Here is a 15524-nt window from a genome sequence, read left to right as displayed (position 1 = left end):
GGTGATCTACAGTCCTTCCGCCAGCTCGTCGGCGACGTCCAGCACGTGTCTTCCGGCCACGACGGGCAGGCACTTGCCCGTCACGGGGCCTATCCTGGCGGCCCATCGGGCCGGGACGCCCCGCTCGCCCCGGCTCGCCCCGGCGATGGCCCCGGCGATGGCGCCGATCGTGTCGGCGTCCCTGCCCAGGCTCACCCCGAACGTCACGGCCGCCTCGACGTCGCCGTCCCCGGCCAGGAACGCGGCCATGGCGAGGGCGACGGCCTCCGGGGCGACGTCGGTCCAGGGGTAGTGCTGGACGACCACGGCCCGGTGCAGGGCTTCGACGACCTCCGCCGCCACGTCCACCGCACCGGCGCCGGAACGCGCCCCACCGGACGCGGCACCGGAACGCGCCCCATCGGACGCGGCGGGGGACCACCCCAGCACCTCGCAGGCCCGCACCACGTTCCTGGCCGTCCACGAGTCGGCCGGGATGACCGACAGGGCGGCGAGCACCACCTCGCGGGGCGAGGCGCCGCCCATGGCGGCGGCCACCGCGCCGGCGACCGCTCGGCCGCCCAGGATGCCCTCGCCGGAGCCGCTGACCAGCCCGTCCTGCTCCACGAGCCGGGCCGCCTCCGCCGGGTCCCCCGGGCAGAAGACGCCGTAGGGGGCGGCGCGCATGGCCAGGCCGTCCGACCAGCCGTGCGAGTGGGCCAGGCCCGTCAGCGGGGGCTGGAGGCCGCGGCGGAGGGCCTCGATGGTGCCGAGCTCGGAGAAGCCGGCGCCGCGCATCGGGCCCGTCACGCGAGGGATGATCTGCGAGCGGTAGGCGGCGGCCACGTCCGCCGGGGTGAGCGTGTGGCCGTGGCGGACGAGCAGGGAGGCGGCGAAGATGGCGTACTCCGTGTCATCGGTCCCCCCGCCCTCGATCTCGGTGAGCCGCCCCCAGCGCCGCCGGATCTCCTGCGGCGTGAGGTTCTCGGCCGGGGCGCCGAGGGCGTCGCCGGCCGCCAGGCCGAGCAGGCACCCCCGGGCCCTCTCCCGCACGACAATCACCGCTGGTAACGCTCCAACACCTTGTTCCCGTCCTCGACCAGCTTCGCCGCCACCTGGTCGATGGTGATCTTATTGGCGAAGTACTCCTGCAGGGCGGGGGTCGCCACCTTGCTCTTCCACTCGTCGAACCCGTTCACCTTCAGGAACGGCGCCACCACCAGGTTCTTGGCGGAGGCCGTGGCCACGTCCCAGCCGTTCTCCTCGGTGGTCATGGCCGGGTCGGCGGCCGCCTTCTGGGAGGTGGGCAGGAGCCAGTCGCCCTTGGCGAGCTTGGCCTGGTTGGCGCCGTTCAGGAAGAACGAGATGAACTTCATGGCCTCGTCCGGGTGCTCGCTCTCCTGCGCGATCGACAGCGTCTGCGAGACGGCGCCCTGCTGGGCGCTGGTGCCCTTGGGCGCGGGCAGCGTGACCCACTCGAACCCGTCGGGCGCCTGCTCGACGACCTGCTGGCGCAGGTAGACGCCGGCGGGCAGCAGCGCGAACTTGCCCTTGTAGAAGGCGGGCAGCGGGTCGGCGGTGCCCTGGCCGAGCGCGTCGGGGTCGGCGGACTTGTCCTTGTGGAGCTGGTCGTGGATGCGCTGGAGCACCTCGCGCTCCTCCGGGCCGACCTTGACGGTGGTCTTGCCGTCGGCGCCGGTCTGGAAGAAGGTGCCGCCGAAGTTGAGCGCCAGGTTGAGGGTCTTGTTGACGGGCGACTTCATGGCCCAGGCCACGCCGTACGACTCGCCCTTGGTCATCTTCTTGGCGGCCTCGGAGAACTCGTCCCAGGTCCACGGGTTGTCCGCGGTGGGGATGCGCACCTTGGCCTCGTCCAGCAGCTTCTTGTTGGCGATGATGACCTGCGACTCCTGCAGGAACGGCACGCCGTACACGCCCTGGCCGCCCTTGCCGTCGCCGAAGGTGACGGTGTCCCAGGCGGTCTGCGGGATGTCGCTCTTGAGCTCGGCCGGCAGCTTGTCCTTCAGGTCCAGCAGGTAGCCGTCGGAGGCGAAGCCGGACAGCGCGGGCGAGTCGTTGTGGATGACGTCGGGCGCGGTGCCGCCGGCGAACTGGGTGACGAGCTGGTCGTTGACGTTGTCCCAGCTGCCCTGGACGTAGGTGACCTGGATGGTGGGGTTGGCCTTGTTCCACTCGTCCACGAGCTGCTTGTTCGCGGCGACGGACTCCTTCTGCCACGCCAGGCTGAGGAAATCGATCTTCACCGGCTCGTTGGGGGACGACGACGACTCGCTGCCGCCACCTCCCCCGCTGCACGCGGCGGCGAGCGTGAGGACCGCCGCAGCCGCCAGAGCGGACGTGATTCGCATATGAGCCTCCTAGCCCTTGACGGCGCCGGCCATCAGGCCGGACTTCAGCCGCCGCTGAATGATTGCGAAGAAGATCAGGCTCGGGATCGTCGCCATGAGCGACGCCGCGGCCAGCGGGCCGAGCCTGGCCACCCCCTCGGGGCCGGTGAACCTCACCAGCGTGAGCGGGAGCGTCATGACGTCGGGGTTCTGCAGGATCACCAGCGCGAACATGAACTCGTTCCACGACGAGATGAACGAGAACAGCAGCGTGGCCACCACGCCGGGCGCGAGCAGCGGGGCGACCACGCTCGCGATCGAGCGCAGCCGGCTCGCGCCGTCCACGGCCGCCGCCTCCTCCAGCTCGCGCGGCACCGCACGCACGTACCCCTGCAACATCCACAGCGCGAACGGCAGCGTGAACGTCACGTGCACGACGACCAGCCCCGGCAGCGTGTTGATCAGGTCGAGGTCGCGCAGGATCATGAAGAGCGGGATGATGATCAGGATGAACGGGAACACCTGGCTGACCAGCACCCACCCGATCGCGATCTTGTTGATCAGGCCGCGGTAGCGCGCCATGGCGTAGGCGGCGGGCAGCGAGATCAGCACCGTGATCACGCTCGCGAACAGCGCCACGACCAGGCTGCGCAGCGACGCGCCGACCAGATCCTGCTCGCCGAACGCGTCGCCGAAGTTGGCCAGCGTCGGCTCGCGCGGGATCCACGTCGGCTCGGTCAGCGCCATCTCCTGGGGCGTCTTCAGCGCCGTGGACAGCAGCCACACCAGCGGGAACGCCAGGAAGACGACGTACGCCACCAGCGCGACGTACTGCGATGCGCGTCTCACTTGGCCTCCCTCATCTGCCGCCACAGGTACAGCCCGAGCACCGCGAGCACGACGATCGCCATGGCGAGGCCGAGCATCGAGGCGTAACCGGCCATGCGGTACCTGAACGCCTCCTCGTAGGCGAACAGCATCGGCAGCCGCGTGCGGCCGCCGGGGCCGCCCTGGGTGAGCACGTACACCAGGCCGAACTGGTTGATGTTCCACACGAAGTCGAGCGAGGTGATCGCCACGATCACCGGCCTGAGCTGCGGCAGCGTGATGTTCCAGAAGCGCCGCCAGGTGCCCGCGCCGTCCATCTCGCCGGCCTCGTACAGCTCCTTGGGGATGTTCTGCAGGCCGGCCAGCAGCACGACCGTGGTCTGCGGCATGCCGGCCCAGATGCCGACCACGATGATCGCGGGCAGCGCGAGCGAGAAGTCGGCCAGCCAGTTGACGTCGGTGCCGAGCAGGTCGTTCAGCACGCCCGCGTCGGGGTGGTAGACGAGCTTCCACATCAGGCCGATGACCACCGGCGGCATCGCCCACGGCACCACCGACAGCACCCTGGCCAGGCCGCTGAAGCGCAGCTTCTCGTTCAGCAGCAGCGCCAGGCCGAGCGCGGCCAGGAACTGCAGCACGGTCACGGAGACGGCCCAGATGGCGCCGATCTGGAACGACGACCAGAACTCGTCGTCGGTCAGCAGGCGGGTGAAGTTCTCCAGGCCCACGAACTCGGTCTGGTGGACGCGGGTGTTGCGGGCGTCGGTGAACGCCAGGCCGATGCCGTACAGCAGCGGGCCCACGCTGAACAGCAGCACCGGCACCAGGGCCGGCAGCATCAGCACCCACATCTCCCGCGTCTGGCGGGAGATGCCGCGGCGTCTGGCCCGCGGTCCTCGCGGCGGTGCCGGTCGTGTCACGGTCGCCGTCACCGTCCGCCCTCCTCTCTCTCGTAGCCGGGGCCCGCGGTGGAGGCGCGCACGGCCAGGCGCGGGGGCACGGTGACCACCCTGGGCTCGCCTTCGACGCCCCGCAGCCGCTCCAGCAGCAGCTCGGCGGCGGCCTTGCCGCGCTCGGCCGAGCCGAGCGAGACGCTGGTCAGCGACGGCCACGAGGCCGCGGCCAGGTCGGTGTCGTCCATGCCGACCACGGCCACGTCCTCGGGCACCCGCTTGCCCGCCGCGCGCAGCACGTCGAGGGCGCCGAGCGCGATCAGGTCGTTGGCGCACATCAGCGCGTCCACGCCGGGTTCCCGGTCGAGCAGCGCGGCCACGGCCTGCGCCCCTTCCGGGCGGTAGAAGTCGCCGATCTGCACGAGGTTCTCGTCGTACGGCAGGCCGAGGTCCTCCAGCGCCTCCCGGTACGCGGCCCCGCGGGCGGCGCCGGGGACGGTGTCGAGCGGGCCGTTGATCATCGCGATGCGGCGGCGGCCGAGCGCGTAGAGGTGGTCTACCGCCAGCCGCACGCCGGTGCGCGAGTCGGCGCGTACGTTGTCCACCCGCGTGCCCTCGGGCACCGAGCCGATGATCACGACGGGGGCCCTGGCCGTCGCCAGCATCTCCAGGTGGGCCTCGGTGACGCGCAGGGGGCTCATGATCAGCCCGTCCACGTACCGCTCGCCCAGGCTGTGCAGCACGTCGATCTCGTCCGCCACGACGGCGTCGGTCGAGTGCAGCACGAGCCGGTAGCCGGCGGCCTTCAGCACGGGCTGGATCTGGCGCAGCATGGCCAGGTAGGCGGGGTTGCCGACGTCCGCCATGGCGAAGGCGACCTGGTGGGTGCGGCGCGACTTGAGCGACCTGGCCACGGCGTTGCGCACGTAGCCGAGCTCGTCGGCGGCGGCCATCACCTTGCGCACGGTCTCCTGCCTGGTCGGCAGGCCGTTCAGCACCCGCGAGACGGAGGCAATCGAGACGCCCGCGCGCTCGGCGATCGTGTTGATCGTGGGTCCGTCGGCCAAGGCTGTCCTTCCAACTGGAGGTAAACGTTTACGGGACGATGGCTGTAAACGTTTACGGATTGGGGACATGAAACATGGATGTAACTTGCGGGTCAAGTCACGATCGCATAACACCAGGTCAGAGGCTATGAACGCAAATTCCGGCGCGCCTGGTCGCGAGGCGCGGGCGCGCCGGGCCGCTCAGTCGCGTGCGGGCTGGGGCTCGCCGTCAGGGACGGGCTCGTCGCCGGAGCGGACCCCGGAGGGGACCGCGGCCGGCGCCGGGGCGGTGGACAGCCGCAGCAGGGAGCGGATGGCGGGCGAGCCCGTGAGCGTGACCACGGCGGCCATCACCGCCGGGATGACGAGCGCGACCGGCAGCGACGCGTGCTCGGCCACGAACCCGAGCACCGCGGGCCCCAGCAGCAGCCCGCTGTACCCGAACGCCGTCACCATCGCCAGCGCCCGCCCGACCCGCCCACCGGCGGCCCCCACGGCGCTGAACAGCACCGGCACGACCGTCGCCAGCCCCACCCCGGCCAGCGCCCAGCCGGTCCACGCGCACACCACCCGCAGCGACTCCCCCACGAACGGCGACGCCAGCACCAGGGCGTACCCGAGCGTGGCGAAGACGCCGGCGAGCCGGATCGTGCGCACGGAGCCGAGCCGTCCCCTGATCGGGTCCCCCAGGAGCCGGAAGGTCGTCATGGCCACGGAGAAGATCGTGTACGCCAGCGGCGCCATGGCCGGATCGGTCTCCAGCACCCAGCGCGCGTGCAGCGCGGCCCAGTCGATGGCCGCCCCCTCGCTCAGGTGCCCCGCGAACGCCGCCAGCCCCAGCAGCGCGATCAGCCCCCAGCGCAGCGAGGACCCGTCCGATGCGGACCCGCCGGACGGCGAGGCGGACTCGTGCGCGGGCGGTTCCGGCAGCAGCAGGTACGCCGCCGGCAGGTACAGGAACGGCACCACGACCGCCGCCGCGATCAGCAGCCACTGCGCGTCCACCCCGCCCTGCAGCGCCAGCGAGGTGAGCCCGCCGCCGGCGGCCCCGCCCAGGCTCCACACGCCGTGGAAGGCCGAGATGATCGGCCGCTTGTAGACCCGCTCGACCTCGACGGAGTGGGCGTTCATGGCGACCTCGGTCACCCCCAGCCCGATGCCGAACAGCACCGCCAGCGCCGCCAGCGACCAGTACGAGGGCGCCAGCGCGGGCCCGAGCAGCACCACGCCGGAGAACGGCCCGGCGAACCAGCACACCCGCCGGCTGGACCACCGGTCCACCAGCGGCCCCGCCGCCAGCATGGACACCAGCGCGCCGCCCGAGATCAGCAGCAGGACGCTGCCGAGCCGGGCGGGGCCGAGTTCGAGGCGGTCGTTCAGCGACGGCAGGCCCGCGGCCCACAGCCCCATGACGAAACCGGCCAGGAAGAAGAATCCGAAAACACCGACACGAGCGCGTTTTGCCTCAACGGGGGTTTTGTTCACGGCTAGAGCATAAACTGTGAAACGTGAATGGAGCCACAACCAGCGGGGAGCTTCGCGCGCACAACCGGGTCAGGCTGCTGCGCGCCGTACACGACTGCGGGGCCACCCGCACCAGGTCCCAGCTCACCCGGGAGCTCGGCCTGGCCAGGGGCACGGCCTCCGTGCTCGTCGCGGGGCTGGCCGAGGACGGGCTGCTGCACGAGGAGCCGGCCCCCGAGCACACGCGCGGCCGGCCGACGCAGGTGCCGGGCCCGCATCCGCACGGGCCCGTCGCGCTGGCCGTGGACGTGCGCGAGGACGCCTGGGAACTGGCGGCGTGCGAGCTGGGCGGGCGCGTCACGGTGCTGGCCGTACGGCCCCACGACGGCACGCCGGAGGGCACGCTGGGACCGCTGGGCGAGGCCATCGCCGAGCACGGCCGCCGGCTCGCCCGCCGCGTGGCCGGCGTCGGGGTGGCGCTCGCCGGGCCGATCCGCCACGGCGGCCTGGTGGACATCGCCCACCTCGGCTGGCGCTCGGTCGACGTCCCCGCCCTGCTCGGGAGCCTCGGGGCACCGCTCTTCGTCGGCAACGACACGGTCCTGGCCGCCCTGGCCGAGGCCCGCAGGGGCAAGCTGCGCGGCGTCCGGGTCGGCGTGCACCTGCACGTGGACTTCGACCTCGGCGGCGTGCTGGTCCTGGACGGCCACGCGGTCGCCGGGGCGAGCGGCGCCGGCGCCGAGTTCGGCCACATGCGCATCGGCGGCGGCGAGCGCCGCTGCCCGTGCGGCGCGATCGGCTGCTGGGGCATGGACGTCGGCGCGAACGCCCTGCTGCGCCACGTCGGCCTGGCCTACGGCGGCGGCAGGGGCAGGGAGCAGGCCGAGCGGGTGCTCGCCACGAGCGAGGAGGCGGTCACGGCGACCGCGAAGGCCCTGGGAAGCGGCATAGCGGCCCTCGTGAACGCCCACGACCCCGAGGTGGTGACGCTGTCCGGACACGGCGTGGAGCTGCGCGAGCGGGCCGGTGAGGCCCTTCTGGCGGCCTGCGAGCCCGGCCTGATGGCGATCCGCCGCGACCACCCGCCGAGGATCGAGGGCTCGGCCCTCGGCTGGCGGGGCTCGCTCCTGGGCGCCATGGAGTCGGTCTTCGACGCCTTCCTCACGACCGGAGGTCTTGAAGCCTGGCGCAAAAACCACCCTGACCAGGCTCGCGACACGCCCGACCGGCAAAGTGTGACGCATTCCACCCTGGACGGGGATAGCGCGCCATAACGCCTCCCTTCCGCGGTCACCTAGGTGATCTTGCGGGGGCCCGCCGGAGGACTGTACGGATGGAAGGGTCCAAGGCGCTGCACCATCATGATCCGAGGGAAGATCGCGTGAATCTCGAACTCGCGCTCCGCATGACGGAAGCGGCTCTGAAGCAGGCGTTCAGGGAGGGCGCGGCGGTCTCCGTCGCGGTCGTGGACGAGGGCGGGAATCTGGTGTCCTTCCAGCGTATGGAGGGTGCGGAGATCTCCGGGCCGGTCCTCGCGCAAGGCAAGGCGTACACCTCGGTCGCCCTGCGCAGGCCCACCTCCGAGCTGCCCGCGCTGACTGTTCCAGGAGGGGAGCTGGCGGGCCTGGCGGGGGCCGGCTTGGTGTGCTTCGGCGGTGGCGTTCCGCTGTGGTCCGGTTACGGTGAGGGAGAACGCGTGGTCGGCGGCGTAGGGGTCAGCGGAGGCACGATCGCGCAGGACGTGGCGTGCGCGGAAGCGGCCGCATCGGTGTGGGGCGCACGCTGAGCGGGCGCTTTCCGCAACACGAACCGCTGGTATCCGCCATGATTAGCCACTGCACCACGGGTAACAGAACCCGAACGTTAACTCCCCGAGGAGAGAACAGAGATGGCACTTCCCACTCTCACCCCCGAGCAGCGTCAAGCCGCTCTGGCCAAGGCGGCCGAGGCCCGTGCCGCCCGCACGGCCCTGCTGGCCAAGGTCAAGGCGGGCGAGCTGACGTTCGCTCAGCTGCTGGAGCGCGATGACGACATCGCCAAGAAGATCAAGGTGTCCCAGGCGCTGCGCGCCGTCAAGGGCGTCGGGCCGGCCAAGGCCACCGCGCTGATGGAGGAGGCGGGCGTCGACGAGAAGCGCCGCCTCGGCGGCCTGGGCGCCCAGCAGCGCAAGAAGCTGGTCGACGCGCTCGGCTAAACCCCCGAGCGGCCAGGTCCGCGCGGAGTGCCGCGCGGACCGGCCAGCGACCCCTCACTGGCCAGGAGGGACCGGCGAGCGGAGCCGCTCCGCTCGACGGCGGGCCAGCCCGAGGGGTCAGAACCCCCAGTACGAGGATCAGGAACGCAGGTAGGTCAGCACGGCGAGCACCCGGCGATGCTGGTCGCTGTCCTCCGCGTAGAGGCCGAGCTTGTTGAAGATGCTCCTGATGTGCTTCTCCACGGCTCCGTCACTGATCACGAGCTGCCGCCCGATGGCCGGATTGGACTTCCCTTCGGCCATCAGCCCCAGCACCTCGCGCTCGCGCGGCGTGAGCTGTGCGAGCGGGTCGTCCTTGCGCCTGCGCACCATCAACTGGGACACCACCTGGGGGTCGAACACGGTGCCGCCCGCGGCCACCCGCCGCAGGCCCTCGAGGAACTCGTCGACGTCGACGACCCGGTCCTTCAGCAGGTATCCCACCGCGCCCCTGGCGTCGGCGAGCAGGTCGTCGGCGTAGGAGACCTCGACGTACTGGGAGAGGATGAGCACGGGCGCCCCCGGCACCCTGCGCCGGGCCTCCACGGCCGCCCTGAGCCCCTCGTCGGTGAAGGACGGCGGCATGCGCACGTCCACCACCGACACGTCGGGCTTGTGCTCGGCGATCGCCTCCACGAGGGCGTCGCCGTCGCCGACGGTCGCCACCACCTCGCAGCCGAACTCCTCGAGCAACCTGACCAGGCCCTCCCTGATCAGAACCGCGTCATCGGCCACGACTACCCGCACGGCACCTCCGCCACGATCAATGTGGGCCCGCCGTCGGGCGACTGCACGGTCAGCTCCCCGTCGACTGCGCGGAGCCGGTCGGCCAGCCCGGCGAGCCCGTGTCCCTTGGCGACGTGCGCGCCGCCGACCCCATCATCCCCGATCGTGAGCATCAGGTAGTTACCGACCCGGGTGAGCTGGACGGTGCACACGGTGGCGCGGCTGTGTTTGGCCACGTTGGTGAGGGTCTCCGCGCAGACGAAGTAGATCGCGTTCTCGACGGCGGCCTGGAAGCGCTCGACGGTCTGCACGTCCAGATCGACGGGGACGGTGCAGCGGCCCGCCAGGGCGGCCAGGGCCGGCGCGAGGCCGCGGTCGGACAGGATGGGCGGGGCGATGCCGCGCGAGAGCGCACGCAGCTCGTCGAGCGTCTCGCGGGTGGCGGTGATCGCGGACTTGATCGTGGCCTGCGCCGCCTCCGGGTCCTTGGCCAGCTGCCGCTGCGCCCTGGACAGCTCCATGGCCAGCGAGACCAGCCGCTGCTGCGGCCCGTCGTGGATGTCGCGCTCCAGCTTGCGCAGCGCGTTGGCCTCGGCGGAGACGGCGGCGGCGCGGCCCTCTGCCAGGTCGTCGATGCGCTCCTGCAGCTCGGCCACGCCGGTCAGCAGGGCCCTGCCGAGCCCGGCCCGCACCAGCGCGGCGCCGCGGACGCCGAACGGCATGATCAGGGTGAAGACCAGGCCGAGCGAGACGTAGAAGACGGTGTTGACCAGGTAGCCGTCACCCAGGCCGAGCAGCTCGGGCAGCTCGACGTTGCCGGGGATGTTCGAGGTGATGATGCCGTACAGCGGGTAGGTCAGGCCGCCCAGCGGGATCGCCCAGAAGACGACGGTGAGCACGAACCCGATGATCGCGAACGGCAGGTTGATGACGCCGTGCAGCAGGTCGAGCCAGGACTGGCCGCTCGTCAGCGGGTTGATCAGCCGGCGGAACCGGCCGGCGCCCTGCGGTACGGGCTTGTAGCGGGGCCGTACGGGCGGGCGCCGCAGCACGTCGGACAGCCAGCCGCGCTCCGCGTCGGCGAAACCCCGCGCGATCATGAGCGTGCCCGCCAGCAGCGGCACGCCGATCCACACCACCGCGGTGCCGAGCCCTGCGGCGAAGCCCGCGACCATGAGCACGAAGCCGATCAGCGTCGTGGGGAAGCCGACCAGCGTGTATCGGGAGTCAAGGAGGACCCGCCTCGTCAGGGAGCGCATGGCCCCAACGGTAGAGCGCCGCCGCGGCCGGTACGAGCCGGTGCGCCGGTGTGCGGGGGTAGGGCCAGCCCTACCGTGGCCGGTCATGGGGCCGCGACCCCGGGACGGTGGCTCGCGGCAATGCGCGGCGGCGCCTGCGGCGAAAGCCTTGAGTGCGTCCGCTCCCCCCTGAATCGAGGCTCCCCATGACCGTCCTGCTGGACCGTCCCGCCGCGCCGGCCCCCGCGCCGGCCGCCCGCGTGGCGACTGGGCGCGATCCGTTCATCGACCTGCTGCGGGTGGTGGGCATGGTGCTCATCGTGTTCCAGCACTGGACGATCCCGGTGCTCGGCTACGACGGCGACCGGCTGACGACGGGCAACGCGCTGTCCACGCCCGGCGTGTGGGTGGTGACGTGGCTGAGCCAGGTGATGCCGCTGGTGTTCTTCGCGGGCGGCGCGGCCAACGCGATCAGCTTCCGCCGCTCGGCGGAGCCCGCGCCGTCGTGGCTGGCCGTGCGGCTGCGGCGGCTGGCCTGGCCGCTGCTGCCGCTGGCCGCGGTGTGGATCCCGCTGCCGCACATCCTGCTGTCCCTGGGCGTGCCGGCGCAGCCGCTGGAGGTGGGGGCGAAGCTGACGGGCCAGCTGTTGTGGTTCCTGGCCGTGTACCTGATCGCCGTCACGGCCACCCCGTACGCGCTGCGCCTGCACGAGCGGTACGGCTGGCGGGTCCCCGTGGCGCTGGCGGCCGGGGCGGTGCTGACGGACGTGGCCAGGTTCTCGACCGGCCTGGACGCCATGGGCTACCTGAACGTGGTGTTCGTCTGGATGGCCGTGCACCAGCTCGGCCTCTTCTACGCCGAGGGCAGGCTGCGGGCGGCCTGGGCGCTGGCGATCGGCGGGTTCGGCGCGGCGGCGCTGCTGGTGGCCTACGGCCCCTACCCGGGCAGCATGATCGGCCTGCCGGGCGCGGAGATGTCCAACATGGCCCCGCCCACGCTGGCCATGCTCGCCGTCGGCCTGGGCCAGGTCGGCCTGGCCGTGGCGCTGCGCCCCGCGCTGGTGCGGCTGCCCACGCGCCGCCTGCTGGCCTGGGCGGGGCCGCGGATCATGACCATGTACCTGTGGCACATGCCGGCCCTGTTCGCGGTGACCGGGGTGGTCGTGGTCCTGCTGGGCGTGGACACGCCGCGGCCCGGCAGCATCCTGTGGTTCGCCGGCTGGCCGGTCTGGTTCGGGCTGCTGTGCCTGGTCATGTGGCCGCTGCTGAAGGGGTTCGCCCGGTTCGAGACGCCGCCGTCGCTGCCGTACGGGACGGCGGGCTGGCGCGGCATGCTCGCGGCGGCCGGGCTGGTCGGCGGCGGCGTGCTGACGCTGACGGTCGGCGGGTTCGCGCCCGGGGTCGGGCCGTTCCTGGCGGTGCTCGCGCTGCTCGGCGGGCTGCTGCTGACGGCGCCCCGGGCCCGCGTGTAGCTCGTGAGCACGGGCCGGCCCGTCGGGTGGCGTGAGGATCCGGAAACACCGCCGTCATCCGCCCGTGAGCAGAATGTGTTCATGACGAAGGTGCGTGCCCTGACCGAGACCGACCTGCCCGCCGTCGCCGGCATCTACGCCCATTACGTGACCACCACGGTGGCCACGTTCGACGAGACGCCGCTCACGGCGGACGACTGGCGCGCCAAGGCCGGCGGCATCACGGGGGCGGGGCTGCCGTTCCTGGTGGCGGAGGTGGACGGGGAGGTCGCGGGGTACGCCTACGTGGCCCAGTACCGCCCCAAGCCCGCCTACCGGCACACGCTGGAGGACACGATCTACCTGGCGCCGGGGCGTACGGGGCGCGGGCTCGGGCGGCTGCTGCTGGGCGAGCTGGTCGCGGCGGCCGGCCGGACCGAGGCGCGCCAGCTCGTCGCGGTGATCGCCGACTCGGGCGACCCGTCCTCGGCCCGGCTGCACGAGAAGTTCGGCTTCGAGACGGTGGGGCGGCTGAAGTCGGTCGGCTTCAAGCACGGCCGCTGGATCGACACGGTGCTGATGCAGCTCGACCTGCGCTGACCGGCCCGCGGGCGGCGCCCGGCACCCGCCGCGAGCCGATGCTCTTGACCGAGTTGGCCGCCCCCGGTTCGACCATCCGGCAAACTTCGGCAGGATAGGAGTGTGAGCCTACTCGTTGACCGCCTGCCCGAAGAGATCGACGCCGATCCCGACGCCATCTTCGACGCGTTCGTCGCCTGGAACGCCGAGCGGGGGCTCACTCTCTATCCCGCCCAGGAGGAGGCCCTCATCGAGGTGGTCTCCGGCAACAACCTGATCCTGGCCACCCCCACCGGCTCGGGCAAGTCGCTGGTGGCGGCGGGCGCCCACTTCGCGGCGCTGACCCGCGACGTGCGCACGTTCTACACCGCCCCGATCAAGGCGCTGGTGTCGGAGAAGTTCTTCGACCTGTGCGCCGTCTTCGGCACGGAGAACGTCGGCATGATGACGGGCGACGCCAGCGTCAACCCCGGCGCGCCGATCATCTGCTGCACGGCCGAGATCCTGGCCAACGTGGCGCTGCGCGACGGCGCGGCGGCCGACATCGGCCAGGTCGTCATGGACGAGTTCCACTTCTACGCCGAGCCCGACCGCGGCTGGGCGTGGCAGGTGCCGCTGCTGGAGCTGCCGAAGGTGCAGTTCATCCTGATGTCGGCGACGCTCGGCGACGTCTCGATGTTCAAGGACGACCTGACCAGGCGCACCGGCCGGGAGACCGCGGTGGTCAAGCACGCCGAGCGGCCGGTGCCGCTGGTGTACTCCTACCGGATGACCCCGCTGCACGAGACGCTGGAGGAGATGCTCTCCACCGGCCAGGCGCCGGTCTACGTCGTGCACTTCACGCAGGCCGCGGCGATGGAGCGGGCGCAGGCGCTGATGTCGATCAACATGGCGACCAAGGCCGAGAAGGAGGCCATCGCCACCATGATCGGCGGGTTCCGGTTCACCACGCGGTTCGGGCGGGCGCTGTCGCGCCTGGTCCGCCACGGCATCGGCGTGCACCACGCGGGCATGCTGCCGAAGTACCGCCGCCTGGTGGAGCGGCTGGCCCAGGCGGGCCTGCTGAAGGTCATCTGCGGCACCGACACGCTGGGCGTCGGCGTCAACGTGCCGATCCGCACGGTGCTGTTCACGGCGCTGTCGAAGTACGACGGCAACAAGGTGCGGCGGCTGCGGGCCCGCGAGTTCCACCAGATCGCCGGCCGGGCGGGCCGCGCCGGCTTCGACACCATCGGCTACGTCGCCTGCCAGGCCCCCGAGCACGACATCGAGAACGCCAAGGCCCTGGCCAAGATCGGCGACGACCCCAAGCGGCGCCGCGGCTACGCCCGCAAGAAGCCGCCGGAGGGCTTCGTCGGCTGGAGCGAGGACACCTTCACCAAGCTCCAGGAGGCCGAGCCCGAGCCGCTGAACTCCCGTTTCAAGGTCAGCAACGCCATGCTGCTCGCGGTGATCAACCGTCCTGGCGACTGCTTCCAGGCGATGAAGCACCTGCTGACCGACAACCACGAGGACCGCAAGTGGCAGCGCCGGCACATCAGCCAGGCCATCGCCATCTACCGGTCGCTGCTGGCGGGCGGCATCGTCGAGCAGTTCCGCGAGCCCGACGAGCAGGGCCGCCGGGCCCGGCTGACGATCGAGCTGCAGGAGGACTTCGCGCTCAACCAGGCGCTGTCCACGTTCGCGCTGGCCGCCTTCGACCTGCTCGACCGCGAGTCGCCGGCCTACGCGCTCGACATGGTCTCGATCGTGGAGTCCATCCTCGACGACCCGCGCCAGATCCTGTCCGCCCAGCTCAAGAAGGCCAGGGGCGAGGCCGTCGCGCAGATGAAGGCCGACGGCGTCGAGTACGAGGAGCGCATGGAGCAGCTCGCCGAGGTCATGTACCCGATGCCGCTGGAGGACCTGCTGCTCGGGGCGTACGAGACCTACCGGCGCGGGCACCCGTGGGTGGGCGACTACACGGTCAGCCCGAAGTCGGTGGTGCGCGACATGTTCGAGCGCGCGATGACGTTCAGCGAGTACATCCAGTTCTACGAGCTGGCCAGGTCCGAGGGCACGGTGCTGCGGTACCTGGCCGACGCCTACCGCACGCTGTCGCGTACGGTGCCCGAGCACCTCAAGACCGACGACCTGGTCGACCTCATCGAGTGGCTGGGCGAGCTGGTCCGCCAGGTCGACTCCTCGCTGATCGACGAGTGGGAGAAGCTCACCAACCCGGAGGCGGCGCTGGAGCAGCAGGAGCAGCTCGACGTCAAGGTGCGCCCGGTCACCGCGAACGTGCGGGCCTTCCGCGTGCTGGTGCGCAACGCGATGTTCCGGCTGGTGGAGCTGTGCGCGCTGGAGAAGGAGGAGGAGCTGGAGGAGCTGGCTCCCGACGTCGACTGGGGCGCGGCGCTCGACGCGTACTACGCCGACCACGAGGAGATCTTCACCGACGCCGACGCGCGCGGCCCCGCGCTGCTGCGGATCGAGGAGGAGAGCGGCCTGTGGAAGGTGCGGCAGACGATCAAGGATCCGGCCGGCGACGGTGACTGGGGCATCGACGCCCAGGTGGATCTGGCCGCCTCCGACGAGGAGGGCCGGGCCGTCCTGCACGTGCAGGGGCTCAACCGGCTGTAGAGAAACGACAAGCCGTGTGCCGGAACGGACTGGCAAGGGCGTCCCGGCACAGGCCTGTCGATTCAGTTTCCTTCGGAAAACGTCGGGGTCGTGTCATGACAATGTCCCAAGATCGAG

Annotated in this window: 14 protein-coding genes; 6 read left to right on the top strand and 8 right to left on the bottom strand. The window is 71.7% G+C overall.

All coding sequences use genetic code 11. The features are described 5' to 3' along the window. Positions 1 to 6: 6 nt before the first annotated feature. The 6 genes from ACBJ32_RS49775 to ACBJ32_RS49750 form a co-directional block, all read right to left on the bottom strand. Positions 7 to 1032, bottom strand: coding sequence for an ADP-ribosylglycohydrolase family protein (locus ACBJ32_RS49775; RefSeq protein WP_375132886.1), 1026 nt, complete (start codon positions 1030 to 1032; stop codon positions 7 to 9). Between the two features lie 5 nt (positions 1033 to 1037). Continuing rightward, positions 1038 to 2348 carry an ABC transporter substrate-binding protein gene (locus ACBJ32_RS49770; RefSeq protein ID WP_375132885.1) on the bottom strand — a complete coding sequence of 437 codons (1311 nt, stop codon included), beginning with the start codon at positions 2346 to 2348 and terminating at the stop codon, positions 1038 to 1040. A 9-nt stretch (positions 2349 to 2357) separates the two neighbouring features. Next, positions 2358 to 3176, bottom strand: coding sequence for a carbohydrate ABC transporter permease (locus ACBJ32_RS49765; RefSeq protein WP_357876384.1), 819 nt, complete (start codon positions 3174 to 3176; stop codon positions 2358 to 2360). Next, positions 3173 to 4087 carry a sugar ABC transporter permease gene (locus ACBJ32_RS49760; RefSeq protein ID WP_357876386.1) on the bottom strand — a complete coding sequence of 305 codons (915 nt, stop codon included), beginning with the start codon at positions 4085 to 4087 and terminating at the stop codon, positions 3173 to 3175. Before ACBJ32_RS49760 ends, ACBJ32_RS49765 begins: the two co-directional genes overlap by 4 nt. After that, positions 4084 to 5115, bottom strand: coding sequence for a LacI family DNA-binding transcriptional regulator (locus tag ACBJ32_RS49755; RefSeq protein WP_375132884.1), 1032 nt, complete (start codon positions 5113 to 5115; stop codon positions 4084 to 4086). Before ACBJ32_RS49755 ends, ACBJ32_RS49760 begins: the two co-directional genes overlap by 4 nt. Before the next feature lie 180 nt (positions 5116 to 5295). Beyond that, positions 5296 to 6579, bottom strand: coding sequence for an MFS transporter (locus ACBJ32_RS49750; RefSeq protein WP_375132883.1), 1284 nt, complete (start codon positions 6577 to 6579; stop codon positions 5296 to 5298). Between the two features lie 23 nt (positions 6580 to 6602). On the opposite strand from ACBJ32_RS49750, the gene ACBJ32_RS49745 reads away from it, so the two are divergent. From ACBJ32_RS49745 to mihF, 3 genes are all read left to right on the top strand, one after another. After that, on the top strand, positions 6603 to 7832 hold the full coding sequence (locus ACBJ32_RS49745; RefSeq protein ID WP_375132882.1) for an ROK family protein: 1230 nt from the start codon (positions 6603 to 6605) through the stop codon (positions 7830 to 7832). Between the two features lie 107 nt (positions 7833 to 7939). After that, positions 7940 to 8344, top strand: a complete 405-nt coding sequence (locus tag ACBJ32_RS49740; protein ID WP_375132881.1) for a heme-binding protein — start codon at positions 7940 to 7942, stop codon at positions 8342 to 8344. A 102-nt stretch (positions 8345 to 8446) separates the two neighbouring features. Beyond that, a complete protein-coding gene (gene mihF / locus ACBJ32_RS49735) occupies positions 8447 to 8752 on the top strand; it encodes an integration host factor, actinobacterial type (protein WP_043641121.1) in 306 nt (101 codons plus the stop codon). 138 nt (positions 8753 to 8890) lie between these two features. Here the strand turns inward: mihF and ACBJ32_RS49730 are convergent, their stop codons facing one another. Both ACBJ32_RS49730 and ACBJ32_RS49725 read right to left on the bottom strand, forming a co-directional pair. After that, positions 8891 to 9538 carry a response regulator transcription factor gene (locus tag ACBJ32_RS49730; RefSeq protein WP_185103121.1) on the bottom strand — a complete coding sequence of 216 codons (648 nt, stop codon included), beginning with the start codon at positions 9536 to 9538 and terminating at the stop codon, positions 8891 to 8893. Continuing rightward, a complete protein-coding gene (locus ACBJ32_RS49725; RefSeq protein ID WP_357876396.1) occupies positions 9529 to 10776 on the bottom strand; it encodes a sensor domain-containing protein in 1248 nt (415 codons plus the stop codon). The genes ACBJ32_RS49730 and ACBJ32_RS49725 overlap by 10 nt, the downstream gene beginning before the upstream one ends. 185 nt (positions 10777 to 10961) lie before the next feature. On the opposite strand from ACBJ32_RS49725, the gene ACBJ32_RS49720 reads away from it, so the two are divergent. The 3 genes from ACBJ32_RS49720 (at position 10962) to ACBJ32_RS49710 (ending at position 15407) form a co-directional block, all read left to right on the top strand. Beyond that, entirely contained in the window at positions 10962 to 12227 is a 1266-nt protein-coding gene (locus ACBJ32_RS49720) for an acyltransferase (protein ID WP_375132880.1), read from the top strand. An 81-nt stretch (positions 12228 to 12308) separates the two neighbouring features. Beyond that, entirely contained in the window at positions 12309 to 12806 is a 498-nt protein-coding gene (locus ACBJ32_RS49715; protein WP_357876400.1) for an N-acetyltransferase family protein, read from the top strand. Positions 12807 to 12908: 102 nt separating this feature from the next. Then, a complete protein-coding gene (locus ACBJ32_RS49710) occupies positions 12909 to 15407 on the top strand; it encodes a DEAD/DEAH box helicase (protein WP_375132879.1) in 2499 nt (832 codons plus the stop codon). Positions 15408 to 15524 lie beyond the last annotated feature (117 nt).

The organism is Nonomuraea sp. GTA35, from assembly GCF_041950525.1.
GTDB lineage: Bacteria > Actinomycetota > Actinomycetes > Streptosporangiales > Streptosporangiaceae > Nonomuraea.
Note: the sequence above shows the minus strand (reverse complement) of the source record. Positions and strands in the feature narration are given on the sequence as shown.

Coding starts and splice junctions, on each gene's coding strand:
- ACBJ32_RS49770 (WP_375132885.1), bottom strand. CDS start 2,348: ATGCGAATCACGTCCGCTCTGGCGGCTGCGGCGGTCCTCACGCTCGCC.
- mihF (WP_043641121.1), top strand. CDS start 8,447: ATGGCACTTCCCACTCTCACCCCCGAGCAGCGTCAAGCCGCTCTGGCC.
- ACBJ32_RS49725 (WP_357876396.1), bottom strand. CDS start 10,776: ATGCGCTCCCTGACGAGGCGGGTCCTCCTTGACTCCCGATACACGCTG.
- ACBJ32_RS49720 (WP_375132880.1), top strand. CDS start 10,962: ATGACCGTCCTGCTGGACCGTCCCGCCGCGCCGGCCCCCGCGCCGGCC.
- ACBJ32_RS49715 (WP_357876400.1), top strand. CDS start 12,309: ATGACGAAGGTGCGTGCCCTGACCGAGACCGACCTGCCCGCCGTCGCC.